Below are 25,545 nucleotides of genomic sequence, written 5' to 3' on the forward strand. Positions count from 1 at the left end.
AAAGCAATCATGAGCGCTTGAGTATTGCCCTAGCGCGTATAGATACAGGTGGTATTCAGTTCAAAGAAGAGGGAATACTAAACGTAAGTGAAAGGTTACTACTTAACAATTGGTTTTTTTGAAATGGATTGGTTATTAAAAGATATAGCTAAAAGCGTAGTGAAAGGTATATCTGTGGAGTTCCTCCTAAATCGTGCTGGTACTAAGAGCCAACAACATGATTATAAAGGAGCGATTGAAGATTGCAACCAGATTTTAAGTATCAATCCTAATAATGCTGATGCTTACTGTTTACGTGGTCTAATCCTAGCTAATTTAAGTCAGCATCAATCTGCAATTCAGGACTATACACAGGCTTTACGTATTAACCCAAATTTGGCAGCCGCCTATTTTAACAGAGGAATTTCTCGCACAGAAATAAGAGATTATCAAGGGGCTATCGAAGACTATAATCAATCAATAAATATTAATCCAAATACAGCATTTATATATTCAAAAAGAGGATTGAGTTTCCTAAGTATGGGAAATTACAAAAATGCTATTCAAGATTTTCAGCAAGCACTTTTGCTAGAGCCAAAACTCCCTTCAGCTTATTACGGAAAAGCTTTATTTTATTTATACACTAAAATATATTCAGAAGCAATTGTAAATTTTAATCTTGCTATTGAATTATACCCTAACTATATAGATGCTTTTTGCAATAGAGGTCTGGCGTATGGTGCTATGGGAAACTATGTGCTGGCAATTGAAGATTTTAATCGAACTTTACAATTAAATCCAAACTATTATGGTGCTTATTATGGTACGGGTGTGGTCAAAATGTATCAAAACCAATTTCAAGAAGCGATAATTAAATTTAATAAATGTATTGAAATTAATCCTTTGCATGTATCTTCTTATTTCTATAGAGGATATATTTATGAATTGGGCAGTTATTATAATAAAGCGCTTGAGAATTACAGTGCTGCAATTAAAATTAATGCTTTTCATAAAGAAGCTCATGAAAAACAAGGTTTTATTAGAATTAAAATTGGCGATTTAGAAGGTGGTATTCAAGATTTAAAACTAGCCGCTAATATTTCTTTAAAGCAGGGGAATGTGGACGATTATCAAAGAATATTAAATAATATTAGAGAGTTAGAAATTTAGATTTTTTCAAAGCTCAAGTTTTCTGAGGTATTAAGATAAACCCCTATCATCCTTGAGTGATTAGGGGTTTTAGTTTAACTATTACTTAGTCAAACACGACGATTTAGTACTAAATCTTCTCTAACTCCTGATTGAAAGTGATTAATTGCAGCTTGAAGCACATTCACATTTATGGGGTCATCAATTGGTACACAAGCATACACCAGATAAATCTTTACAGCAACGAGAGAATTTTTGTTTAACACACCAACAAAAAACATTCTGCCAAAATCTTCTCTTTTAATACAAATCTCGTAATTTTGAGAATTAAATATATTAGCTAATGCTTGAAAGCATGGCAAATATTGCATTTCTTCGTGGTCGAGAATTTGTAGATTATGGGGATTGTAAATTTTCCCATTTACAGCAGAGTAAGTCACCATAACTCCTTAGACATTAATTTTTTAGGAATATATGATTATACATAAATAATTACGTATTAGTACATTAGTTCTAAGAAACGTAAAAGCAAGGAACCACAACCGAGCAAGGAAGTTACTCAGCATTGGCTGCTGAAAACTTTTACTACATTAGAGTGCCGAAGGTGGGTTATAAATTATCAAAAAGGATCAAATTTTTTATACTTAAACAAAAGTGTATTATAGGCTACTATTCTTTGGTGATCGCTACGCCCGCAGAACGTGAGTGCGTCTCGTAGAGAAGGTATCGCAAAACTTTTCAGTCTACTGAAACTGAGTAACTTTACTTGCTTGAGATAAAGAAGTTAGACAATTATTGCCGTCGTAAACACTCCCCCTGAATTCAAAGAGATAAATTCAATATTTGACAGTTAATCTGTGGTTACTCAATTTGAGGTACAATCGTAAGCCTGCGAATTAATGACGATGCTTGCTGACAGGAGATGCTTCTATGGCCCGGATGTATTATGACGAAGATGCCAATTTAGACCTTTTGGCTGGAAAAACTATTGCTATTATCGGCTATGGTTCCCAAGGTCATGCCCACGCTCTCAATCTCAAAGATAGTGGTTTGAATGTGATTGTGGGACTATATCCGGGTAGTAAGTCAGTTGCAAAAGCTGAAGCAGCTGGGTTAACTGTGAAAAATGTTGCAGATGCGGCTAATGCTGCTGACTTCATCATGATTTTGTTACCTGATGAAGTTCAAAAAACGATTTACAAAAACGAGATTGAACCCAATTTAGAAGAAGGGAATGTGTTGGCTTTTGCCCACGGCTTCAATATTCACTTTGGGCAAGTTGTACCACCTGCTAACGTCGATGTGGTGATGGTAGCACCAAAAGGGCCAGGGCATTTAGTACGGCGGACTTATGAAGGTGGGGAAGGCGTACCAGCGTTGTTTGCAGTTTATCAAGATGCTAGCGGTCAGGCACGCGATCGCGCCATGTCTTATGCTAAAGGTATCGGTGGTACTCGCGCCGGTGTTCTCGAAACTACTTTCCGCGAAGAAACTGAAACCGATTTATTTGGCGAACAAGCGGTATTGTGCGGTGGTTTGAGTGCTTTAATCAAAGCCGGGTTTGAAACTTTGGTAGAAGCTGGTTATCAACCAGAATTAGCTTATTTTGAATGTCTGCATGAAGTCAAGCTGATTGTTGATTTGGTTGTGGAAGGTGGTTTAGCCAAGATGCGCGACAGCATTTCTAACACAGCTGAATATGGCGATTATACTCGTGGGCCACGGATTGTTACCGAACAAACCAAGGTTGAAATGCAGAAGATTCTCAGCGAAATTCAATCTGGACAATTTGCACGAGAATTTGTTCTCGAAAACCAATCTGGTAAACCAGGATTTACCGCTATGCGTCGTAAAGAAGCTGAACACAAAATTGAAGAAGTTGGTAAAGATTTACGCGCTATGTTTAGCTGGTTGAAAAAGGCTTAATAAAAGAATGTAGAGACGCGAAATTGTACTTTGTCCCGCAGTACTAACGCGTCTCTACAACAGTTAATTCTCCCAGTATTTTGAAAAACTATCGCTATAGATGTGGTTTAACAAATATTATTTGCTTTGAGTTTTGAGATAATCTGCAATGTACTCTCCATAAGTATCACGCAACATTTGTTCCCGAAATTTGAATCCTAATGTTTTCCCTCGACAAGATAAACATCCGCACAAGCATCGGTGGACAGCAATTGATTCATATTCAGTGGTTTCGTAGTCCCAGGTAATCTCCTCACCTATTTCGATATCTCCTAAAGCAACGAAGTCATATCCTCCAAACTGATTGTTTCTTACCCCAGTATTTGGATCACAAGAATGGTTAATGACGACAGCAGGCTCGTCTAGGTTGACATACAAATTAAAATCCATCTGAAAGGAATAAATTGTTCGTTCGGGAACTTCTTCAATTGGAATACCCACTACGACAGTTTCCCCTTGGGCAAATTTTTGTCTAGCAAATACTCCTCGTCCTTTTCCTGTTTGTTGAATCGTGATACGAGAATTGAGCTTTGAAGCTGAAATTGCCTCTATTGTACTCATAAAAAAAGAACCATTTTATTTAAAAAACTTGGCTTAATTAGAGTTAAATCTACTATGTAAAGTGATTTTTTGTAAAGTAAATTTTTCTAGTTTTACTGCTGCTTTTATGGCAAAATAAGTTTCAAATATATTTCTAATATATTTTTTGAATTCATGCATATTTGCAAGATTTTATGCTCTAAAAAATTTCAATTCTCACTTCAGGCTGAACTACATTTTTTAGACTGAAGTATCAAATATTTGGTATGGATTTCAGGTATTTAACCTTAATTTTTCGATACTTTTAAACAAATAGATTAAAGAGCAATACGCCTCAATACTTGTCGGTTAAGGGGAAAAGGGGAAAGGGAAAGGGGAAAGAAAAAACCTTTAACCTTTACCCTTTAACCTTTTCCCCAAACCCAATTCCGAGTTAAAAATGCACAAAGCGTGCAGTATTGAAATACGCTTGGGTTAAGGGCTAATTGTAGAAAATTGTGGGTTTTCGAGACGCGATAAATTGCCGTCTCTACAAGTGCTTTGGTCTTATCTGAACTGTATTGGGTTAAGGATAATTTTTGGTTGAGTTTAGGAACGAAACCCAACCTAAGAAGTTTATGGTTCTAATAAGTTAATAATCCTTAACTGCTCTGTATCTCAACTTTTGCTTCCGGCTCAATTTTTTGAGGTATTTGACTTAGAAACAGAGCAACTAAGACAAGAATCGCGCCAATAAGACCGCGTATTCCCAGATGTTCTCCAAGTAGCCAAAACGAGAAAATTGTGGCGAACAATGGCTCAAGTGTATAGAGTAATGCGGTTTCGTCAGATGAAACCCATTGCTGTGCTAATGTTTGAAGCCAGATGACAGCAGCCGTCGCCAACAGCCCTAAATAGAGAATCGCTCCCCAGTGCTGGCGAATTGCCTCAAATTCGTTAAGGATTTGTGTGTTATTCCAGAGTACCCCTACTAACGCAATGAACAAAAGTTGAACACTAGTGAGTGTTAAAGTGGGGTGACGGGAGGCGACTCGCTCTAAAAAAAGTATGTATGCTGCATAGACAAAAGCATCAAAAAACATCAACAGATCGCCAATTCCTAGTTCTCCCCCTTCCCAAAACATCACGCCAATACCAATCACAGCGACTCCAGCAGCTAGGAAACTTCTTAACAGCACGCGTTGACCACTCAGCCATCCTAGTAAGGGGACGATGAGTGCGTTCAAACTGCCAATGAATGCTGCCCGGTTTGCTGGTATCGTCTTGAGTGCAACTGTTTCTATAGCTAAGAAAAAGAAAAGCAAAAGTCCTAGTACTGTACCATCACGAAATAAAAGTGCATTAATATTACGTAAATTTAAGGTAAAAACCCCTGCCGCTATGACAAAGCGGCTGACAATCAATGCACTTGGTGAAAGACTAGTAACGATGTCTTTAGTCAATGGAAAGGTTGTAGCGCTAATTACATTAACAAGGATAAGCAGTATTATTCCTTTTAAATGTAATGAATTTTTAGTTTCCATTAAACTAATTGATTGAATAATGTTTCTTTACATCCATAGAGAATGCGATCGCCTAAAGAATATTGGTTTTCCTTTGTCCAGTTAGTGCCTTCAGGATCTAGGATTTTTATTTGAGGAAGTTCTACTAATCCGATTTTCATGCCTTTTTACACATTGCAATTAAAAGGTAAAGGAAGTTTGCATTAATCCAATCCCAACTGTACCATTCACTGTGCTATTGAAGTTAACTAGTACGTAGGGAAAAAGCGCACGACAAAACCGAACACTGTCCAAAAACTTTCCTTGGTTATTCCATTGTCAACAAAGCTGAAGAGATTGCACAAATTGCACAATCATATAACAATAAATTCTTGGACATAACACAACTGGGCAACAAATTAAAAACTAGCAGAGTGCCTTTAGCTTTCAAAATATTTTTGGTTTAACTGCGATCGCTAATCTGAAAATTCAACTTTTCAATAAAGTATACCGTATTTTAATAGATACTGATCCTATAGGACTCATATTTGATTTCTGAAAAAACTCAGTACAACTAAGAAGCCTTCTTGCCTATTGCCTATTGCCTATTGCCTGCCTACGCAAATTAGTTCAGAAATCAAAGCGGATTCCTATAAGACAACTACGGTCACGTAAGTAGCTCATCAGTGGGTATTTTGGAGCACTGAACATTTTTGCAGAGATTACAAAGAAATATTCGGTGATTTGATATCAGAAATCTTACAAAATAGAGAAGCATACGGCGATGCCTTCACAATAGGCATCGCGGATTTTAGATTTAATTGATCTAAAATCCCCAATCGATTTAACGATTTACCGCCGCAGCTTCTCGTGCTGCTGCTGCTTGATCTGGGTGAATACCCAAGCGGGTGAGATTGATGCGACCTTTGTTATCAATTTCGCGCACTTTGATAATCACTTCATCGCCCACAGCTACTTCATCCTCAACTTTGCCAACGCGGTAGTCAGCTAGTTGTGAAATGTGGATCATCCCTTCTTTCCCAGGCAAAAATTCCACAAATGCACCTATCGGTATAATCCGAGTAATGCGTCCTGCATAGACATCCCCTTCGTGTAACTTGCGGGTCATGCCTTGGATGATATTTCTAGCTCTCTTGGCCTTGTTCTCATCCACAGCAGAAATTGTCACGGTGCCATCATCTTCGATGTCAATTTTTGCACCAGTTTCCTCTGTGATTCCCTTAATAGTCTTGCCTCCAGGCCCGATGATCAGACCAATCATGTCTGAATCAATCTTGATTGTTAACAGACGTGGGGCATAAGGTGAGGTTTCAGTCCGCGGCGTGTCAATACAGGCGAGCATTTTCTCCAGAATATGCAATCTGGCTGCTTTGGCTTGGTGGACGGCTTGGGCAATAACCTCCAAAGACAAACCGGAGATTTTCATATCCATTTGCAAGGCGGTAATCCCGGTATCCGTCCCGGCAACTTTGAAGTCCATGTCGCCCAAAAAGTCTTCAATACCTTGGATGTCCGTCAGGACTCGTACTTCGTCCCCTTCCTTAATCAGACCCATTGCTGCGCCACTAACGGGTTTGAGAATTGGTACACCAGCATCCATCAGGGCGAGGGTGGAACCGCAGACTGAACCCATTGAGGTGGAACCGTTGGAAGACAGTACTTCCGAGACGATGCGAATCACGTAGGGAAATTGTTCTTTTGACGGTAGCACAGGTAGGAGCGCTCGTTCTGCCAATGCCCCATGACCAATTTCCCGCCTTCCTGGAGAACGCATTGGCTTGGTTTCCCCGACTGAGAAGGGTGGGAAGTTGTAATGATGCAGGTAACGCTTGTGCTGATCTAGCTGCATGTCATCGTTGAGGTTTTGAGCATCTCCAGGTGTACCCAGAGTACAAGTGGATAATACCTGAGTTAGTTCCCGGTTAAATAAACCGCTGCCGTGGACTCGCTTTGGTAAAACATCAACTAAACAAGAAACCGGACGCACTTGATCGAGTTTACGACCATCAACGCGGACGTTATCTTCGATGATTTGTCGCCGCATGAAGTGTTTGGTAATATCTTTAAAAGTGTTACCAAGTGCCTTCTTATTTGCAGTTGCGGCAACTCGAATGGGGTCTTCTTCTGGCAGTTCGGTAATCGTCGCGGCAATTTCATCCTTGACGACATCTAAAGCTGCATCGCGTTCGGGTTTGGTCAAACTAAATTGAGACAGGATTTTCTTAATCTGACCGTTGGCGCGATCGCGGATATAATTTTCTAGCGTTTGGTCTACTTCTGGTGGTGCTTCTTGCACTATTACCAGACCCAGTTCGGCGATTAAATCTTGCTGCGCTTTGATTAAGTCCCGCACTGCTTCATAACCAAAGTCAATCGCCTCAAGAATATCTCGCTCTGGCAACTGATTGGCTCCCGCCTCCACCATGATCACGCCATGTGGTGAACCTGCTACTACCAGATCCAAGTCTCCAGCTTCAGTTTCGGCATAAGTGGGGTTAATGATGAAATCATCTCCCACTAAACCAACCCGCACTGCTGCCATTGGCCCATTAAAAGGGATTTGAGCAATCAGGGTAGCGATGGAAGCACCTGTAACTGCTAACACATCGGGTGGAACTAACTCGTCCATCGACAGCGTTAAAGCAATAATTTGTAGGTCATCCCGCAACCACGACGGGAACAAGGGACGCATGGGACGGTCTATAAGACGGCTGGTGAGAATTGTTTTTTCTGGTGGGCGACCTTCCCGCCGCATAATCCCTCCGGGAATCCGACCAGCGGCATATAGCCTTTCTTCGTAATCTACTGTTAGGGGAAGAAAATCAATGCCTTCTCTGGCTTGCGATCGCGTAGCCGTCACTAAAACGGATGTGTCCCCTGATTCTATCAAAACCGATCCACCAGCCTGGGGAGCTAATAGGCCTACTTTCAGTCGAATATCCCTTCCATCGAAGGATATTGACTTATCAACTTCTGCCATTCAGTTTTTTTTCCTTCTCTTTCGCTATTCTCTTTCTGTGGCAATCCTAACATTTATGCCCTATGGCTGACTTCTAGTACATACAAAGATAGACAAGTCGTTTAACGCAAAGTGTGATACAAGATTAGCGCGTCTACTACCTGCCCATTCTCTAGCTTCGCCGCGCCCGGAATTCGCCCAATAATCTCAAATCCTAACGACTGCCAAAGTGTAATTGAAGGTATATTAGTCTCAAAGACCAAATTAAACATTACTGCTTCGTAGCCCAGGTTTGCTGCTATCGAAAGCATAGCCTCTCCCATAAACCGTCCTAAACCTTGACCGCGTAACCCAGGTTGTACAATAAAACCAGCGTTGCAAATATGGCTACACCGACCGGGAAAGTTTGGCTTTAAATAAAACGCCCCTAATATTTCTTTTGGCTTGTGTGTAGGATCTACAACAGATGTTCTGACAACAAAGGCATCTTTGCTTAACCAGTAAGCTGAAAATTCTGTAGGAGATAAAGGTTGCTTTTGCGGATAGGTTTTACCTTCAACAATGACAACATTCAGTAATGCTCTTACAACCTCATGCTCTTGAGGACGTATATAATCTAGTTCCACTAATATTCCATTTCTTAAAACTTTAATTAGGGGAAATTTCATTATTAACAATGTTTATGTGGAATAATTACTTAAATATTTATTATATGGAAATTTTGGTTAAAAATCTTATTAATAAGATGCAAAAAGTAGAATAATTGCGATTTTCATTCTTGAATTTTGGGAAAATATAAGTAATTAGCAAATGGCGATTTTACACTGTAATTGGTTACTAAAAAATCAAAATAGTCGTTTATTTATTTGGGGGGAAACTTGGCGATCGCCACGAGTAAATTTAGAGTCTAGTGGATCTGGAGATATAGCACTACATCCATTGGCAATGACATCGGTTGAGTTGAGTGAGTGGTTGCGATCGCAGAACATGGCAATTACCAACTTCATCCAGAAACCCCAAGTAGCGTTCGCAACTACTGGGCGAACCCGCAAAGCCGCCAGTGCCACTGAAATCAGTTTGCCAACGCACTCCCAAATCATTGCTCTACCAACTTATATCCCAGAAAGCAGTGATGAAGGAACAGCAGCGATTTTCCCTGTACATTCTGCCAGTTTGGGGGAAAATACAGACTCCCCGCAATATTTACAACCGTGGCGAGTTGAGGGTTTTTGTCTCAACCCCAGCGAAGCAGTAAAATTTCTCGCTGCTGTTCCCTTAAATGCTGCTAAAGGGGAAGATGCCTTTTTGGGTGGAGATTTACGCTTTTGGTCACAGGTTGCCCGCTGGAGTTTAGATTTAATCTCACGGTGTAAGTTTTTACCAACAATTGACCGACAATCAGATGGTGCATTTGCTGCCAAATGGCGAGTACTTCTAGACAGTGCAGTAGATGGAACCCGCCTAGAAAAATATTCTGCAACCATGCCGTTGGTTTGTCGCACTTATCAAGAGGGATTGGGGACTGGGGACTGGGGACTGGGGACTGGGGAGGAGTCTTCCCAATCACTACTTTATGTAGACTTTCCCACCGAACCTCAAGAATTACTTTTGGGATTTCTCAACAGTACGATAGATGCCCAAGTGCGAGAAATGGTAGGTTCTCAACCTCCAATTGAAGCTAAGGCAATTGCATCTTTACCAGCTGGGGTGCGACAGTGGTTGCAAGGCTTAACTAGTACATCTGGCACTGTCAATGCAGATGCCATTGAAGTAGAACGACTGGAAGCGGCACTGAAGGCTTGGACTATGCCGCTACAATACCAGTTAACGCTTAAAACTCTATTTCGTACCTGTTTTCAACTGCGTTCTCCAGAGTCTGGCGAAACAGATTGGACATTGGCGTATTTTTTGCAAGCGGCTGATGATCCTGAGTTTTTGGTGGATGCGGCAACTATTTGGAACAATCCAGTTGAACGATTGGTTTATGAAAATCGGATAATTGAGCAACCACAAGAAACATTTTTGCGAGGTTTGGGGGTAGCTTCCCGATTGTATCCTGCGATGTCTGGCGACAAGGCACAAAGCGCCTACGCACCCAGTTTAGAAACCGAATATCCCCAATCTTCTCGTCTCACCCCCATGCAAGCTTATGAGTTTATCAAAGCTGTAGCTTGGAGGTTGGAAGACAGTGGTTTGGGAGTAATTTTGCCACCCAGTTTAGCGAACCGCGAAGGATGGGCGAACCGTTTGGGTTTGAAAATTTCAGCCGAAACCCCAAAGAAAAAGCAGGGACGTTTAGGATTGCAAAGTCTACTAAATTTCCAATGGCAATTGGCAATTGGTGGACAAACTATTTCTAAAGCTGAATTTGATAAACTTGTGGCTTTAAATAGTCCGCTAGTGGAAATTAACGGCGAGTGGGTGGAATTACGCCCTCAAGATATTAAGACAGCCCAAACATTTTTTACCACTCGCAAAGACCAAATGGCGCTTTCCCTCGAAGATGCCTTGCGTTTCAGTACAGGAGATACCCAGGTAATTGAAAAATTACCAGTAGTTAGCTTTGAGGCATCTGGGGCGTTGCAAGAGTTAATTGGGGCGTTAAGTAATAATCAAGCGATCGCACCTTTACCCACACCAGCAGGCTTTAAAGGACAGTTGCGACCCTATCAAGAACGTGGTGCGGCTTGGCTATCTTTCCTAGAACGTTGGGGCTTGGGTGCGTGTCTCGCCGACGATATGGGACTCGGTAAATGCGTAGCGAATGATACTCTATTAAATGTAAGTGGACTGTTACGCACAGCCGAGACAATCTGGACAACTCATGCTGGAGAAACAGAATTTGACGGCGAAGGATTTTGGGCTAACCCCACAGAGGAATTATTAGTTAATTCCATAGATGAAAAAACTGGCAAAATTGTCCAGGCTAATGTGAGGCGGTTGTATCGGCAGCAAGTCTGCGAGAAATTACGAAAAATCACGCTAGAAGACGGTAGCAATATCACAATCACTCATCGTCACAAGCTGCTAACAAGTAAAGGTTGGACAAATAACTTACAGGTGGGTGATTACGTTTGTGTCCCAAGTAAAACGCTTTGGAATGGAAAACCACAAGACCCTGATTTAGTCAAGTTTCTTGCTTGGCAGATTGCTGAAGGGCATGAACTACCCGATGTGGGAAGAGTCACAATATCCCAAAAAGACACCAGAGTATTAGAGGATCTACTCCAGACTTGCCAACGCATTCAAAAGCGCTATAACCTCAAAATTAACAGCCCTAATATCTCTACCTTCCCCAACAGAGTTGCTTCTCTTCGAGTTAACAGCCAAGCCTATCGGAAATTCTTAGAAGCTAAAGGTTATATTTGGGGTAAACTATCGGCAGAAAAATCTATTCCGCCCTTCATCATGCAGGCAGATTTGGATAGTGTGCGGATATTTTTACAAAACTATTTCGATGCTGAATCTGCTGTTGTTTTGAGTATGGGAAGTATCGAAATTGCTACAGCTTCAGCTTTACTAATTCAGCAACTTTCGGCACTATTACGGCGTTTCGGCATTTGGTTACGAATATCGCCCAAACTGAAGTGTGCCACTAATGGAACTCATACTTTACGCACTTACTATATTGGTGTAATTGGAGGGAATTCTGCCCGCAGATTTATCCAAGAAATTGGTTTTAATAACTCAGATAAACAGAACAAGTTAGAACGAATTTGTCAACTGGTCAGCAATACAAATATTGAAGGAATTCCTGCTTCTGATATGGTTGCCCAAACAGTCATAGCAACGGGACTCCCATTGCGGCATTTTGGGATGCACAATACTGTTTACATTAATGGTTCCCAGCAATTTTCTAGAAATAGTTTACAGCAAGTAATAGCTGGGATGAACCGTGTTATCAGTGGAGAAGCCCAAGAACAGTATCAGCTACTCAAACCTTCCAAGTGGACAACTCAAACCCTGACAGCATATAGCAACCTAGATATAGAACAGTTGAGCCTAACAAGACAGTCTTTGCAATGTCTTCTCGACCAAGAGGTATTTTATTGCCGGATAGAATCAATAGAAGAGATAGATTATGATGGATGGGTTTATGACTTTGAAGTTAGCGAACATCATAATTTTGTCGCTAACAATATTATTTGCCATAACACTGTCCAATTCATCGCTTTTCTGCTGCACTTGAAAGAACAAGATGCACTAGAAAATCCAACACTACTAGTTTGTCCAACTTCTGTTTTAGGCAACTGGGAAAGGGAAGTCAATAAATTTGCACCAAGCCTGAAAATTTTGCAATATCACGGTGACAAGCGTCCAAAAGGGAAAGCGTTTTTAGAAGCCGTGAAAAAGCACGATTTAATCGTTACCAGCTACTCACTTCTTCATCGAGATATCAAGTCATTGCAAAGTGTCTCTTGGCAGATAATAGTTTTAGATGAAGCACAGAATGTGAAAAATCCAGAGGCGAAGCAGTCAAAAGCAGTCCGGGAATTAGAAGCAACATTTCGTCTTGCCTTGACGGGGACACCAGTGGAAAATAGACTGCAAGAACTATGGTCTATTTTAGATTTTCTAAATCCCGGATATTTAGGCAATAAGCAATTTTTCCAGCGGCGGTTTGCCATGCCAATTGAAAAGTATGGTGATACCGCTTCTTTGACTCAGTTACGTTCATTAGTGCAACCATTTATACTGCGGCGATTGAAAAGCGATCGCGACATCATTCAAGATTTACCAGACAAGCAAGAAATGACCGTATTTTGCGGTTTAACTGGTGAACAAGCCGCACTTTATCAACAAGTTGTAGAACAATCTTTAGTAGAGATAGAATCTGCTGAAGGATTGCAACGTCGGGGGATGATTTTAGCTTTACTAGTCAAACTCAAGCAAATCTGCAATCACCCAGCCCAATATTTAAAAGAAGCAACATTAGAGCAACATAATTCAGCCAAACTTCTGCGTCTAGAAGAAATGTTAGAAGAAGTTTTAGCAGAAGGTGATAGAGCTTTAATATTCACACAATTTGCTGAGTGGGGTAAACTTCTTAAACCCTATTTAGAAAAACAGCTAGGGCGAGAAATATTCTTTTTATATGGCAGCACCAGCAAAAAACAACGGGAAGAAATGATCGATCGTTTCCAACATGATCCCCAAGGGCCACCGATTATGATTCTTTCTCTGAAAGCTGGTGGTGTCGGACTGAATTTAACACGAGCAAATCATGTATTCCACTTTGATAGATGGTGGAATCCAGCCGTGGAAAATCAAGCCACAGATAGAGTATTTCGGATTGGTCAAACCCGGAATGTGCAAGTACATAAATTTGTTTGTACTGGCACTTTAGAAGAAAAAATTCATGACATGATTGAAAGTAAAAAACAATTAGCTGAACAAGTTGTTGGTGCTGGTGAAGAATGGTTAACCGAAATGGATACAGACCAACTTCGCAACTTACTACTACTCGATCGCAGTGCAGTAATTGACGATGATGCAGAATAAGTTTGTAGTAAGGACTTTAGTCCTTGATTTGAGCGCTAAAGCGCTCACTACGAACCCGTCAAAATTAGTACAGCACATTACTAAGCTTTGCTTTTGAATTAATTATGACTAATTACACATTACAAGCAAGTCGAGAATGGTGGTCACAACAATGGCTAGATTTGCTAGATTCCTATCGCTTTAAAAAGCGTTTAGAACGTGCGAGAAACTATGCTCGTCAAGGAAACGTTTTAAGCATCGAATTTAAAGGCGCAAAAGTATTAGCTAGGGTACAAGGTAGTGAAATCGAACCTTATAAAGTTTCCCTTTCCCTTGAACCATTTAGCGATGAACAATGGGGTTATGTAATTGAAACCATGTCCCAAAGGGCAATTTTTGCTGCCAAGCTACTAGCAGGAGAAATGCCACAAAATATAGAAGAAGTCTTCACGGCTAATGGTCTTTCGATATTTCCTTTTACCCTTGGTGATGTCCAGAGTAAATGCTCTTGTCCCGATAAGGCAAATCCCTGTAAACACATTGGTGCGCTGTACTATCAGTTAGGCGATCGCTTCAGTGAAGACCCCTTTGTACTATTTCAATTGCGTGGACGTACCAAAGAGCAAATTATCAGCGATTTGCGACAATTACGTAGTGCCAAGATTGAAACCCCTAGCACAGAAGCGCCTGATATTCAACAGTCAATTCCTAATAACAAATACTCGGTAAAAATTGATTCTTTCTGGCAATACAATGAGCCACTAGAGTCATCCTTGGTAGTGATTTCGCCATCTACTAACGAAATGGTATTAGATGTATTAGGAGCAATCCCCCTAGCGAAGGAAGAAGAAAATACAGTAAATTCAACTTCGAGTGATGTGGTAATGAAGTCTTTGAATGCAGTTTACAGAGATGTGAGCCAGAAGGCTTTTTTAGCAGCAATGAATGTCGGAGGAAGTTGATACTAATTCGTAATTCGTAATTCGTAATTCGTAATTAGCGCCGTGTGCGACTTTCTTTCAAACCTAACCCCCAGCTCCTTCCCTGCAAGGGAAGGGGAGATTACTCGGTCTGCTCGATTCTTGGCGACTGTCATTGTTACGATCTCCAGAATATTTTATTGTCCAAACTCAAGCCTAGCCTGTTCTACCAAATCAGCCGTCACAACCTCTTGTCCTGCTTCACGAGCCAGCTGTTCAATTCTGGCTTTAGCTTGAGAGCGAACAAAAAAGGGAATATTTTGCAATTTTTCTTTAGCTTCAGATGTCCATCGCAAAGCATCAATAAAATTGGAATCGCTCATAGTATTAATTACCGTTTAATCACTAGATTACTAATTTTCCTATAAAAAAAGCCCTTGCTTTTACGCAAGAGCCTCTAAACAAACTATTTGATTGTCAGTGATGAGATAAACTTTACAACCTAATCTAGGTCGTCCATAAACATCACTGGCTCAGTCTCACGGTTAATTCCTTTCTCAAAACCACCAGCCGCAGCCCGTGCGCGACCAGCGTGCCACAAGTGACCAACTAGGAAGAAGAATCCTAGTACGAAGTGAGAAGTCGCCAACCAAGCGCGAGGAGATACGTAGTTGAAAGAGTTAATTTCAGTAGCCACACCACCTACGGAGTTCAGAGAACCCAAAGGAGCGTGGGTCATGTATTCAGCGGCGCGACGAGCTTGCCAAGGTTGAATATCATTCTTGATTTTTTCCAAGTCAAGACCATTGGGACCACGTAGAGGCTCCAACCAAGGGCCACGGAAATCCCAGAAGCGCATGGTTTCACCACCGAAGATGATTTCACCAGTTGGAGAGCGCATCAGGTATTTACCTAGACCTGTAGGGCCTTGGGCAGAACCGACGTTAGCACCCAAGCGTTGGTCACGAATCAAGAAGGTCAAAGCTTGAGCTTGAGAAGCTTCTGGACCGGTAGGGCCGTAGAATTCGCTGGGGTAAACGGTGTTGTTAAACCAAACATAGATTGAGGCAATGAAGCCCATCAACGACAGAGCGCCCAAGCTGTAGGAGAGGTAAGCCTCACCAGACCAGATGGATGCACGGCGTGACCAAGCAAAAGGCTTGGTGAAGATGTGCCAGATACCGCCAGCAATTAGGATAAAGGCAATCCAAATGTGACCACCAACGACATCTTCCAAGTTATCAACGCTAACAATCCAGCCTTCGCCACCAAAGGGAGACTTGATTACATAACCGAAGATAACCGCTGGGTTCAATGTCGGATTAGTAATAACACGAACGTCACCACCGCCTGGTGCCCAAGTGTCATATAAACCACCAAAGAACATTGCCTTCAGCACCAACAGCAACGCACCGCATCCCAAAATAATCAGGTGGAAGCCGATGATGTTGGTCATCTTGTTCTTGTCTTTCCAGTCGTAACCAAAGAAAGAAGAGTATTCTTCTAAGGTTTCTGGACCACGGACAGCATGATATATACCGCCAAAGCCAAGGACGGCTGAGGAAATTAGGTGGAGTACACCAACAACAAAGTAGGGGAAGGTGTCGATGACTTCACCACCAGCACCAACACCCCAGCCCTGAGTGGCGAGGTGAGGTAACAAGATCAAGCCCTGCTCATACATGGGCTTTTCGGGAATGAAGTGAGCGACTTCAAACAAAGTCATCGCTCCAGCCCAGAATACAATCAAACCAGCGTGGGCAACGTGAGCACCCAGTAGTTTGCCAGATAGGTTGATTAAACGTGCGTTACCAGACCACCAAGCAAATCCAGTGGATTCTTGGTCGCGTCCAGCACCACCTAATACATTCGGTCTATTAGAGAGCGTTACCACGTGGTAATACCTCCTCAGGGAATACAAATTGTTCGTGGGGTTGATCTTGAGGAGCCATCCAAGCGCGGATACCCTCGTTCAGCAAAATATTTTTGGTATAGAAGGTTTCAAACTCAGGGTCTTCCGCCGCCCGTAATTCTTGGGAGACGAAATCATAAGCCCGTAGGTTGAGTGCTAAACCGACGATGCCGACGGCACTCATCCACAAACCTGTGACTGGCACGAACAACATGAAGAAGTGCAACCAGCGTTTGTTTGAGAAAGCAATACCGAAAATCTGTGACCAGAAACGGTTTGCTGTCACCATTGAGTAGGTTTCTTCAGACTGGGTAGGATTGAAGGCGCGGAAGGTGTTAGCACCATCACCGTCTTCAAACAAGGTATTTTCCACTGTTGCACCATGAATGGCGCACAATAGAGCACCACCCAATACACCCGCAACACCCATCATGTGGAAGGGGTTGAGTGTCCAGTTGTGGAAACCTTGCAGGAATAGTAGGAATCGGAAAATTGCCGCTACGCCAAAGCTGGGTGCAAAGAACCAGCTAGATTGTCCCAAGGGATACATCAGGAATACACTGACGAATACTGCAATGGGAGCAGAAAATGCGAGGGCGTTGTAAGGACGGATACCTACCAGACGGGCAATTTCAAATTGCCGCAACATGAAGCCAATCAAACCAAAGGCTCCGTGCAGTGCCACGAATGGCCACAAACCACCCAATTGAAACCAACGGGTGAGGTTGCCTTGGGCTTCTGGTCCCCACAACAGCAATAGGGAATGTCCCATGCTGTCGGCGGGGGTGGATACTGCCACTGTCAGGAAGTTAGCACCTTCTAGGTATGAGGAGGCTAATCCGTGGGTGTACCAAGAGGTGACGAAGGTTGTGCCGGTCAGCCAACCGCCTAGTGCTAGGAAGGCGCAGGGGAACAATAGTATCCCTGACCAACCTACGAATACGAAGCGATCGCGCTTGAGCCAGTCGTCTAGAACGTCAAACCACCCTCTACTGGGGGCGCGTCCAACTGCGATGGTCATCAGACTAAATCCTCATTTTTTACTAAAATTGCAACGTTTTTAAGGTAGTACGGAGAGTCAATCTAACCGACTACCGTGAGGAATTAACGTTTTTTTTGACAATCTCAACAGCTTTTAAACAACTGAGATTCTGAGAGCTTGCAGACTAGTTAAGTCGTTATTTCTCAGGGTTATGACATTACACGTACCATCGGCTAGTAATCTAGCTTGTGGTAACTTAATGATTCTTAATTTATCACACTAGTCAGGGTTTTTGCCTGATACGCAGAAGCAAATGAGCTATGAAACACGAACCTTATTAATAATATGAATATCAGAATTTTTACAATTTGACACAACTTTTCTCAGAAATCTAAAAAAAATTAATGCAGATGGAGATATGTAGCTAACTCATTCCCAAGGGGTGAAAAAGAGGCAGGGAGAGGGAGGCAGGGGGGCAGAGGGGCAGAGGGGCAGGGGAGAAAGAATTTTTATCAGGCATTGAGTGAAAAAATGATGTTGACATGCCCTAAGAAATTATATCGGTAGCAGGAACATGGAGGGGCGCAGTTGAGTTTTTGTGAACGATGTTTGGTAAAATGTGGATGGTAACTTCGCCACCACCGTCGTTGATACACCTCTGGAAAACCTATGTGAAACGTTAGCCAAGGGGAAAGAAAGTTGGCACATCTTGACTAAATACAAATAGCCTAAGTGGTTTGTCTCGTAGTGCAAGTAAGCCAGCATCATCCGGGATAGTAAAATTTGTAGATTACAGGGTAAAAAATTCATAGTCTGCGGCAGGTTATCTGGTGGACTTAAAACAGTGCTGAAGTGCCTCCTAAGCAATAGCCGGATTAGCACAGAGAGCCACCACTCTATGCAAAAGCATTCAGTGTGCGAGTATGTCACAGCGAGTATCTCACAGGCAATGGTAGTTCAATGACGACATCAACAACGATTAACAAAGGCGATCGCCTCCTGCATCAAAATGTTCTCGGTTCTCGTCGGTTTAGTAACTACTGGTGGGCAACCATCGTTACCTTGGGAGCAAGCGGCTTTTTATTGGCTGGGATATCCAGTTATTTAAAAGTTAATTTACTCATAGTTTCCGATCCAACTCAACTGGTATTCGTCCCCCAAGGATTGGTAATGGGGTTATATGGCGCTGCTGGCTTGCTATTAGCTACATACTTGTGGCTAGTAATTTTATTGGATGTAGGAGGCGGTTACAACGAATTTAATCAGGAAACTGGCACAATCAAAATCTTCCGTTGGGGGTTTCCTGGCAAAAACCGCCGAATTGAGATTGATAGTCGCATAGAAGATGTGCAATCTGTGCGAATCGCCGTCAAGGAAGGTCTTAACCCCCGTCGCGCCCTCTATCTACGCATTAAGGGGCGACGAGATATACCCTTAACACGGGTTGGACAACCGTTATCTCTAACAGAGTTGGAAACAGAAGGCGCAAAGTTAGCCCGCTTTTTGGGAGTGTCGTTAGAAGGACTATAAGGGAAGGGAATATGGGGATTGGGGACTGGGTACTGGGTACTGGGCAAAAGTTCTGGCTTGATATTTGCCCAATTCCTAAATGCCTAATCCCTAGTCCCCATTCCCCATTACCTCTTGAGACGATAAGATACTCTGGTTAAATCAGTAAGTGGCAATGCGGTTAAAAATTTCACAATTTTTGCTTTCCCTTGTAATTATCAGTGCCTTGATGTTGGGAGGATGTTCACCACAGCAAGTCGCTTCTAATACGTCTTCTCCAGGCTCAACAGCTACCTCGACTACAAGTGAGGCAAGCACCAAAACAACTAGTGATGCAACATCTGTATCTCAAACTAGTAGTGAGAGTGTTCCTGGAATGGCGGATTTACCACGGCTTGAAGGCAAGGCTACTGTGGTGCTAACGGTTAAAGGTTCGCCGATTACTATTGAAGTAGACGGCACTGATGCCCCCATTACAGCTGGCAATTTCGTAGATTTAGTACAAAAGGGTGTATACGATGGTTTACCTTTCCATCGAGTTGTGCGTGAGCCCCAACCTTTTGTAGTTCAAGGCGGCGATCCCCAAGGCAAAGACCCAAAAGTTCCAGCAGATAGATTAGGAACCGGTAGCTATATTGACCCAAAAACGGGAAATGCTCGCTATATACCTTTAGAAGTTAAGCCAAAAGGTTCAGATACTCCGGTTTACAATAAACCATTTGATGCTACTACTCAACCCGTCGTATTGCCCCATAAACAGGGTGCAGTAGCGATGGCGCGATCGCAATCACCAGATTCCGCTTCTGCTCAGTTTTACTTTGCTTTGGCGGATTTGGCGTTTTTAGATGGCAACTACGCCGTGTTTGGCAATGTCACTCAAGGCCTTGATGTAGTCAACAAAATTCAGCAAGGCGATCGCATTGACTCTGCCAAAGTTACCCAAGGTGCTGAAAATCTGAAAACACCCGCACAGTAGAGGAGCAGGGGGAGATGAGGGAGATGAGGAAGCAAAAAAACGATTATTATTCTTCCTCATCTTCCTGATCCACCTTATCCCCCAAATTGCAAATTGGTTAAGGTTTATGTCACTGGTATTGGTCTAGTTTCCGCCTTGGGTGGAAGCTTAGAGGCTAGCTGGCAAAATTTGCTAGCAGGGAAATCTGGAATTCGATTACATCAACCATTTCCAGAACTAACACCACTTCCTCTAGGTTTAATTGGACAACAACCATCTGAATTGACAATGTTAACTCAGATGGTTGTTACTTCTGCTTTGCAAGATTCTGGGTTAGTTCCACCTTTAGCTGATTGTGCTGTAGTCATTGGATCGAGTCGCTCTTATCAAGCATCTTGGGAAATTCTGGCTAGGCAAATGTATCGTGACGCGAAGAATTTTCCCGTTTCCTCTTTGGGAAACTGGCTATATACATTACCTCATATAAATGCGATCGCAGCTGCAAGGCAAATTGGTGCATCTGGAACGGTTTTAGCACCAATGGCAGCTTGTGCAACAGGAATTTGGTCTATTGCTCAGGCCGCTTTACTTATCCAAACTGGGCAATGTCAACAAGCGATCGCAGGTGCAGTGGAAGCGCCGATTACACCCCTAACTTTAGCTGGGTTTCAGCAGATGGGTGCTTTGGCGAAAACTGGGGCTTATCCTTTTGATTTGCATCGGGAAGGCTTAGTGTTGGGCGAAGGCGCGGCTGTGTTTGTCTTAGAATCAGCAGAGTTAGCAAAACAGCGTCAAGCAAAAGTGTATGGTGAAATTCTCGGTTTCGGCTTAACCAACGACGCATATCATAGTAATTCACCAGAACCAGAGGGGAAAAGTGCGATCGCTGCTATTAAACAATGTCTAAAACGTAGTTGTCTCTCACCAGCCGATATCGATTATATTCATGCTCATGGCACAGCTACCCAGCTAAATGACCAGATGGAGAGTATGGTAATCCAGCGTTTGTTTCCTCAAGGCGTGGCGGTTAGTTCCACCAAGGGAAGCACAGGTCATACACTAGGGGCATCTGGAGCGTTAGGTGTGGCTTTTTCTCTCATGGCATTAAAGCATCAAATTTTACCACCTTGTGTAGGATTCAAGCAGCCAGAGTTCGACTTAGATATCGTTACAGCAGCCCGTCTAAGTAAAATTCGCCAGATATTATGTTTGAGTTTTGGCTTTGGTGGACAGAATGTTGCGATCGCATTAACAAGATAAAAACCTGTGGGGATAATTTATTTTTTGGATTTCCTTAAGAAAGCAGGCTATCTAGGATGTGGTAGTAGTCTGTCAATAAATAATTGATGGATAAATTTCCTGTAGAGACGGCGATTTATCGCGTCTCTCTAACCGTCAAAATGAATTTGACAGACCAGTAGTCCACATATTGATTTTTTCACATAGCAGAATATAAAATATAAAACTGTAACAAAAACTACAAAATTTCCACTTCTCCCAAAAAAAGGATAAGCTAGTTACAGAATGATATCCGGTTCGTAAAGATACCGTGATTAGGAGAAAATTTTATGATTTCAAAATCACTGTTGCTGGCAGAACCTGCTTCCCCAGCGCATATATGCCCATTTGATCAAGCATGTAGCTACTTAGAAGCGGCAGCTAAAGAATTAAATTTAAATCAGGGTTTACTGGAAATTCTCAGCCACCCGCGTAAGGTTGTCACGGTTTCCATTCCCGTGAAACTAGATAACGGCGAAATACAAGTTCTCGCTGGACATCGTGTGCAGCACTGCGATGTTTTAGGCCCCTACAAGGGCGGAATTCGTTACCATCCGGCTGTGACACTGCGGGAAGTATCCGCTCTAGCAATGCTAATGACTTGGAAATGTGCATTGTTAGGTATTCCTTATGGTGGTGGTAAAGGTGGCATTCCCATAGATCCAAAACGTTACAGTGTTGGTGAATTAGAGCGAATCAGCCGCCGTTATATCAGCGAATTAATTAAAGATATTGGGCCTTCCGTAGATATTCCTGCGCCAGATATGGGTACTTCGTCCCGTGAAATGGCTTGGATGATGGACACTTATTCTGTGAATGTTGGTAATGCTGTACCAGGGGTTGTAACTGGGAAACCGCTTTCTATTGGTGGTTCTCTGGGACGAGAAATGGCAACCGGACGTGGTGTGATGATTACTGTGCGTGAGGCACTAGCAGATCAAGGTAAATCTTTGGCAGGAGTGCGAGTAGTTATTCAGGGGTTTGGTAATGTAGGTGGTGCCGCAGCAGAATTACTATATGAAGCAGGCGCGAAAATTCTTGCCGTTTCAACGGGTGCTGGAGGAATATTTTCTGAAGTTGGTCTTGATATTCCCAAGTTGAAAGTTTATGCTGCTGAAAATCGCAAGAGTATTGTGGGTTTTCCGCAATCTGTACCAATTAGCAATGCAGATTTATTAACTTTACCCTGCGATGTCTTAATACCAGCGGCTTTAGAAAACCAAATCACTGAAGAAAATGTGAATCAGGTACAGGCGCAGATTGTCGCAGAAGCAGCAAACGGCCCGGTTACTCTTGAGGCTAACTTGGCGCTAGAGGCGCGGGGAGTGACAGTACTACCAGATATCTTGGCGAATGCTGGCGGTGTGGTAGTCAGTTATTTGGAGTGGGTACAAGGACTTTCTTATGTATTTTGGGATGAGGAGCGCGTCAACCGCGAAATGGAACATTTGATGGTGCAAGCCTACCGCAAGGTGATTCACCAATCGGAGGTGCGGCAAATTCCTTTAAGATTAGCAGCCTACACTTTAGGAGTGGGTAGAGTGGCGCAAGCACTGACTGATAGAGGTCTTTATCCTTAAGATTTACTGCTAGGGAATTCAGAATTCTGACTCCTGAATTCTGAATTCTATTTTGTTAAATACCAGCCTCAGTCAATGCCCGACTCAACGTATCAACCAAATTTAAATATTCTGCCCACTCCATAAGGTAGGTGTAGTCTAAAGTTTGTGCCTGCAACTTGAGTATCCCTAATACATCACGCCACTGTTTTTCGGATTGACTACTCTGCCCCCAGCGCAACTTCTGTAAAATCGTATCCTCTGGCGAAGCCACCCAAAATTCAGGTATCCCATCTAAATCGGGCAATATGCGACGTGCCATCTGCGATACTGCAAATGGTGAACCATCAGTAATGTACAGATCGGCATTAGCTATGGTTTCGGTATGTGTGATGTTGAGCATTCGCTCACATCCTCGCTTCAAATCTTCAACCGCCCCTGCTGGACAATAGTATCCTGCTATTTCCAGTGTCGTCACCAATAAATCGATTTGATCGGGTTGAACTGAAATCACTAAATCTAAATCCCGTGTCGAGCGAGGTTCGCCATGAATTGAACTAGCAACACCTCCACTAACGTAATAAGGTATATCTATTGATTCAAAAAGTTGATGGAGTTCGCCTGCTAGCGAAATGGAATCTTGAATCCACATACTTTCATCAACACCAATTAACTTGAGATTTGGAGAGAATTTTTCTGCCAGCAAGGCACGGGCAAATATACAACGAATTTCTTCCTGGGAAACATTGCGATGTCGTGATTTAATTCCTGCAAGGCAAAGTTTTTTTACTCCACGTTCATGAGCCGCGAACATCTTTATCCGTTGTTCAAGTGAGAGTTTTCGCAACTGGGTGAATAGATAAGTATCGGTATCAATTCTGGTATCGGCGGCTTGCGGTCGATAATTTAGTTTTGAGCCTGTCTGCGAAGATGCAATCTCAGCGGTTGCAGCATCAAAATTGATTAATCGTTGTTCTGCGGCCATGCTACTCAACTTAACGTGGGCTTGCTTAAATGCGATCGCCTAAATATTACTGCATTGTGACTGATGAGTTCGATGCCAATAGGTTGATGGATTTTACTCTACAATCACCGATAGGCGATCGCAACAACATGACTAGTACCGCAAGACGGAATTAAAAATTAAAAATGAATACAGCGTAAGCGTTTCATTGATTTAAAATGGCGCGAGAGCTTGGAATACAATTTTTTTGACGAAGAAAGGCAGAGGGCAGAGGGCAGAGGGCAGAGGGAAAGAAAAATGCTTGGGTTCAAGCCCCGCCCCTTGTGGGCGATTAACATTTTTTGGGGGAAGGTTCAAGCCCCACCTGCAAGTGGCGTGGCTTTTTCCTCCTTCTGCCTCCTGCCTTCTATTGACTTCCGCCTTGCGGTACTAGTACTAGTTGTTTTTGATGTTACAACAGAAATTCCGGTTGAATTTCTTTATTATGATGGTGTCACAGAGGCGTAATTTTCTTTTGATGAAGGTAGAACTATTCAGCTAGAGTCAGAGATTAGAGGCAATTCTCAGTATTCAACACCTGAATTACAATTAGTGTATAAAAATACACGTTAATTGATAAAGATAATAGGAGCTTAACAAGTGCATGGTGACAGAAATACAATCAACAACTCAGACTTTATATGACCAAGATTATTACCTGTGGCTCAGGACAACTATCAACCAACTTCGCGCTGGCCAATTTTCATCTGTAGATTTAGATAACTTGACTGAAGAATTAGAAAATATGGGTAGGAGCGAGAAGCGAGCGGTGAAAAGTCTGTTGATTCGACTTTTTGAACATCTGCTTAAGCTCACATATTGGGATGTGGAACGAGAGCAAAATGAAGGACATTGGAAAGGGGAAATCAGGACATTCCGCAGAGAAATTAAGGATCAACTCAAAGATAGTCCTAGTCTTAAGCCTTACATCTTAGAAATTTTTGATACATGCTACCAAGAAGGAAGAGCAGAAGCAAGCGATCGCTCAAAACTTCCCATTGATAAATTCCCTATCGCACTTATTGGTTCTTTAGAACAAATTTTAGATGAAAACTGGTTTCCCGAATATAACCACAATCATCACGGTAAAGCCGATTAAAATAGATACTTAACTTGGGCTTCCATAGGAGTTATCCAGTCGTGCAGCCGGATTTAATAGGCTTGGAAATTAGCAAAGGGGAACTGAGGCGTTTAACTGGATTCGATCCAGAAGACGTTTTTCGTCCCTCGGTTCTGCGAGATAGCAAAAAGAGATTAGGGTTTTTTATCAGTGAAATGCTGGTGACGCTGGCGCTAACGCCAATAATTGTTGGCTTTGTTTACGCGTTTATTATTTTGCCAACAATTGGTTCTTCAATTCGACTGGGAATTCTTTTATTAATTTTAGTGCCCATGCCGATATTAGTGGGGCGATGGCTGTGGCGACAATTAAGCTGTCCTGAAGGACTGACAATACTTTTAGACGAAGTTGATAAATATCATGATCTGGTTGCTGCCATCGATATTAATGACCAATTGGCAGCATCAGGAAACGTAGAAAGCAGTATCCATGACCGAGATAAAGTAACCGCCGCCCTACAACTAATTAGAGAAGATTTAGTCCGCGCTCTGAAAACGGAACGAATTTTGCGAGATAATAAAAAATTGCTTGCGAATAATCAAGAGCTATTTGTCAATAATTTACCCAGCCTGAAAGCTTTACAAGTTAGTAGTCAAGCAGGCGAATATGCTCAACTGCTAAATCAATCATTGCAAATTGCGATCGATGTGCAAGCAGAAATCAGAAAATTGCAGAAAGGCTGAGTAAAGCTTGGGCGACTAGAAGTCGCAGCTACACAGACGAAACCTGCCT

General features: G+C 42.4%; 22 protein-coding genes. 12 read left to right on the plus strand and 10 right to left on the minus strand.

Annotated elements, in window-relative coordinates; all coding sequences use genetic code 11:
- The first annotated feature begins 87 nt into the window (after positions 1 to 87).
- On the plus strand, positions 88 to 1,149 hold the full coding sequence (locus tag ACWATR_RS09520; protein WP_460331723.1) for a tetratricopeptide repeat protein: 1,062 nt from the start codon (positions 88 to 90) through the stop codon (positions 1,147 to 1,149).
- 89 nt (positions 1,150 to 1,238) lie between these two features.
- Here ACWATR_RS09520 and ACWATR_RS09525 read toward each other — a convergent pair whose 3' ends face one another.
- The gene (locus ACWATR_RS09525; RefSeq protein ID WP_460331725.1) at positions 1,239 to 1,571 is read right to left on the minus strand and encodes a hypothetical protein; all 333 of its coding nucleotides are present in this window, start codon (positions 1,569 to 1,571) and stop codon (positions 1,239 to 1,241) included.
- Between the two features lie 487 nt (positions 1,572 to 2,058).
- On the opposite strand from ACWATR_RS09525, the gene ilvC reads away from it, so the two are divergent.
- Positions 2,059 to 3,054, plus strand: coding sequence for a ketol-acid reductoisomerase (gene ilvC / locus ACWATR_RS09530; RefSeq protein ID WP_460331727.1), 996 nt, complete (start codon positions 2,059 to 2,061; stop codon positions 3,052 to 3,054).
- A 117-nt stretch (positions 3,055 to 3,171) separates the two neighbouring features.
- Here ilvC and ACWATR_RS09535 read toward each other — a convergent pair whose 3' ends face one another.
- The 5 genes from ACWATR_RS09535 to ACWATR_RS09555 form a co-directional block, all read right to left on the minus strand.
- On the minus strand, positions 3,172 to 3,654 hold the full coding sequence (locus ACWATR_RS09535; protein ID WP_460331729.1) for an SET domain-containing protein: 483 nt from the start codon (positions 3,652 to 3,654) through the stop codon (positions 3,172 to 3,174).
- Between the two features lie 620 nt (positions 3,655 to 4,274).
- Positions 4,275 to 5,156: a DMT family transporter gene (locus tag ACWATR_RS09540; protein WP_460331731.1), complete on the minus strand. Its 882-nt coding sequence runs from the start codon at positions 5,154 to 5,156 to the stop codon at positions 4,275 to 4,277.
- Positions 5,156 to 5,296, minus strand: coding sequence for a hypothetical protein (locus ACWATR_RS09545; protein ID WP_460331733.1), 141 nt, complete (start codon positions 5,294 to 5,296; stop codon positions 5,156 to 5,158). The genes ACWATR_RS09540 and ACWATR_RS09545 overlap by 1 nt, the downstream gene beginning before the upstream one ends.
- A gap of 662 nt (positions 5,297 to 5,958) precedes the next feature.
- A complete protein-coding gene (locus tag ACWATR_RS09550; RefSeq protein ID WP_069070303.1) occupies positions 5,959 to 8,115 on the minus strand; it encodes a polyribonucleotide nucleotidyltransferase in 2,157 nt (718 codons plus the stop codon).
- 101 nt (positions 8,116 to 8,216) lie between these two features.
- Positions 8,217 to 8,762, minus strand: coding sequence for a GNAT family N-acetyltransferase (locus tag ACWATR_RS09555; RefSeq protein WP_460331735.1), 546 nt, complete (start codon positions 8,760 to 8,762; stop codon positions 8,217 to 8,219).
- Between the two features lie 142 nt (positions 8,763 to 8,904).
- Between ACWATR_RS09555 and ACWATR_RS09560 the strand changes: the two genes are divergently transcribed.
- Both ACWATR_RS09560 and ACWATR_RS09565 read left to right on the plus strand, forming a co-directional pair.
- A complete protein-coding gene (locus ACWATR_RS09560; RefSeq protein ID WP_460331737.1) occupies positions 8,905 to 13,596 on the plus strand; it encodes an SNF2-related protein in 4,692 nt (1,563 codons plus the stop codon).
- A 104-nt stretch (positions 13,597 to 13,700) separates the two neighbouring features.
- The gene (locus ACWATR_RS09565; protein ID WP_460331739.1) at positions 13,701 to 14,537 is read left to right on the plus strand and encodes an SWIM zinc finger family protein; all 837 of its coding nucleotides are present in this window, start codon (positions 13,701 to 13,703) and stop codon (positions 14,535 to 14,537) included.
- A gap of 155 nt (positions 14,538 to 14,692) precedes the next feature.
- Here the strand turns inward: ACWATR_RS09565 and ACWATR_RS09570 are convergent, their stop codons facing one another.
- The 3 genes from ACWATR_RS09570 to psbD all read right to left on the minus strand — a co-directional run bounded on the left by ACWATR_RS09570 (position 14,693) and on the right by psbD (position 17,428).
- The gene (locus tag ACWATR_RS09570; protein ID WP_069070310.1) at positions 14,693 to 14,878 is read right to left on the minus strand and encodes a PCP reductase family protein; all 186 of its coding nucleotides are present in this window, start codon (positions 14,876 to 14,878) and stop codon (positions 14,693 to 14,695) included.
- Positions 14,879 to 14,997: 119 nt separating this feature from the next.
- Positions 14,998 to 16,389, minus strand: a complete 1,392-nt coding sequence (psbC, locus tag ACWATR_RS09575) for a photosystem II reaction center protein CP43 (protein ID WP_435024880.1) — start codon at positions 16,387 to 16,389, stop codon at positions 14,998 to 15,000.
- On the minus strand, positions 16,373 to 17,428 hold the full coding sequence (gene psbD, locus ACWATR_RS09580) for a photosystem II D2 protein (photosystem q(a) protein) (RefSeq protein WP_179066789.1): 1,056 nt from the start codon (positions 17,426 to 17,428) through the stop codon (positions 16,373 to 16,375). Before psbD ends, psbC begins: the two co-directional genes overlap by 17 nt.
- 921 nt (positions 17,429 to 18,349) lie before the next feature.
- Here psbD and ACWATR_RS09585 point away from each other — a divergent pair.
- The 4 genes from ACWATR_RS09585 (at position 18,350) to ACWATR_RS09600 (ending at position 22,711) form a co-directional block, all read left to right on the plus strand.
- A complete protein-coding gene (locus ACWATR_RS09585) occupies positions 18,350 to 18,919 on the plus strand; it encodes a photosystem I assembly protein Ycf4 (RefSeq protein WP_181931767.1) in 570 nt (189 codons plus the stop codon).
- 154 nt (positions 18,920 to 19,073) lie between these two features.
- Positions 19,074 to 19,874, plus strand: a complete 801-nt coding sequence (locus ACWATR_RS09590) for a peptidylprolyl isomerase (protein WP_460331743.1) — start codon at positions 19,074 to 19,076, stop codon at positions 19,872 to 19,874.
- 93 nt (positions 19,875 to 19,967) lie between these two features.
- The gene (locus tag ACWATR_RS09595) at positions 19,968 to 21,113 is read left to right on the plus strand and encodes a beta-ketoacyl-ACP synthase (protein WP_460331745.1); all 1,146 of its coding nucleotides are present in this window, start codon (positions 19,968 to 19,970) and stop codon (positions 21,111 to 21,113) included.
- A gap of 308 nt (positions 21,114 to 21,421) precedes the next feature.
- On the plus strand, positions 21,422 to 22,711 hold the full coding sequence (locus tag ACWATR_RS09600; RefSeq protein ID WP_460331747.1) for a Glu/Leu/Phe/Val family dehydrogenase: 1,290 nt from the start codon (positions 21,422 to 21,424) through the stop codon (positions 22,709 to 22,711).
- A 55-nt stretch (positions 22,712 to 22,766) separates the two neighbouring features.
- Here the strand turns inward: ACWATR_RS09600 and ACWATR_RS09605 are convergent, their stop codons facing one another.
- Complete coding sequence (locus ACWATR_RS09605; protein ID WP_460331749.1) at positions 22,767 to 23,675, minus strand: hypothetical protein; 909 nt, start codon at positions 23,673 to 23,675, stop codon at positions 22,767 to 22,769.
- Positions 23,676 to 23,704: 29 nt separating this feature from the next.
- On the opposite strand from ACWATR_RS09605, the gene ACWATR_RS09610 reads away from it, so the two are divergent.
- The 4 genes from ACWATR_RS09610 to ACWATR_RS09625 all read left to right on the plus strand — a co-directional run bounded on the left by ACWATR_RS09610 (position 23,705) and on the right by ACWATR_RS09625 (position 25,496).
- On the plus strand, positions 23,705 to 23,830 hold the full coding sequence (locus tag ACWATR_RS09610; RefSeq protein WP_460331751.1) for a hypothetical protein: 126 nt from the start codon (positions 23,705 to 23,707) through the stop codon (positions 23,828 to 23,830).
- A gap of 121 nt (positions 23,831 to 23,951) precedes the next feature.
- The gene (locus tag ACWATR_RS09615) at positions 23,952 to 24,161 is read left to right on the plus strand and encodes a hypothetical protein (RefSeq protein ID WP_460331753.1); all 210 of its coding nucleotides are present in this window, start codon (positions 23,952 to 23,954) and stop codon (positions 24,159 to 24,161) included.
- Between the two features lie 136 nt (positions 24,162 to 24,297).
- Complete coding sequence (locus ACWATR_RS09620) at positions 24,298 to 24,792, plus strand: DUF29 domain-containing protein (protein ID WP_460331755.1); 495 nt, start codon at positions 24,298 to 24,300, stop codon at positions 24,790 to 24,792.
- A gap of 41 nt (positions 24,793 to 24,833) precedes the next feature.
- On the plus strand, positions 24,834 to 25,496 hold the full coding sequence (locus ACWATR_RS09625) for a hypothetical protein (protein ID WP_069073056.1): 663 nt from the start codon (positions 24,834 to 24,836) through the stop codon (positions 25,494 to 25,496).
- The last annotated feature ends 49 nt before the right edge of the window (positions 25,497 to 25,545 follow it).

The organism is Nostoc sp. UIC 10890 (genome assembly GCF_054786515.1).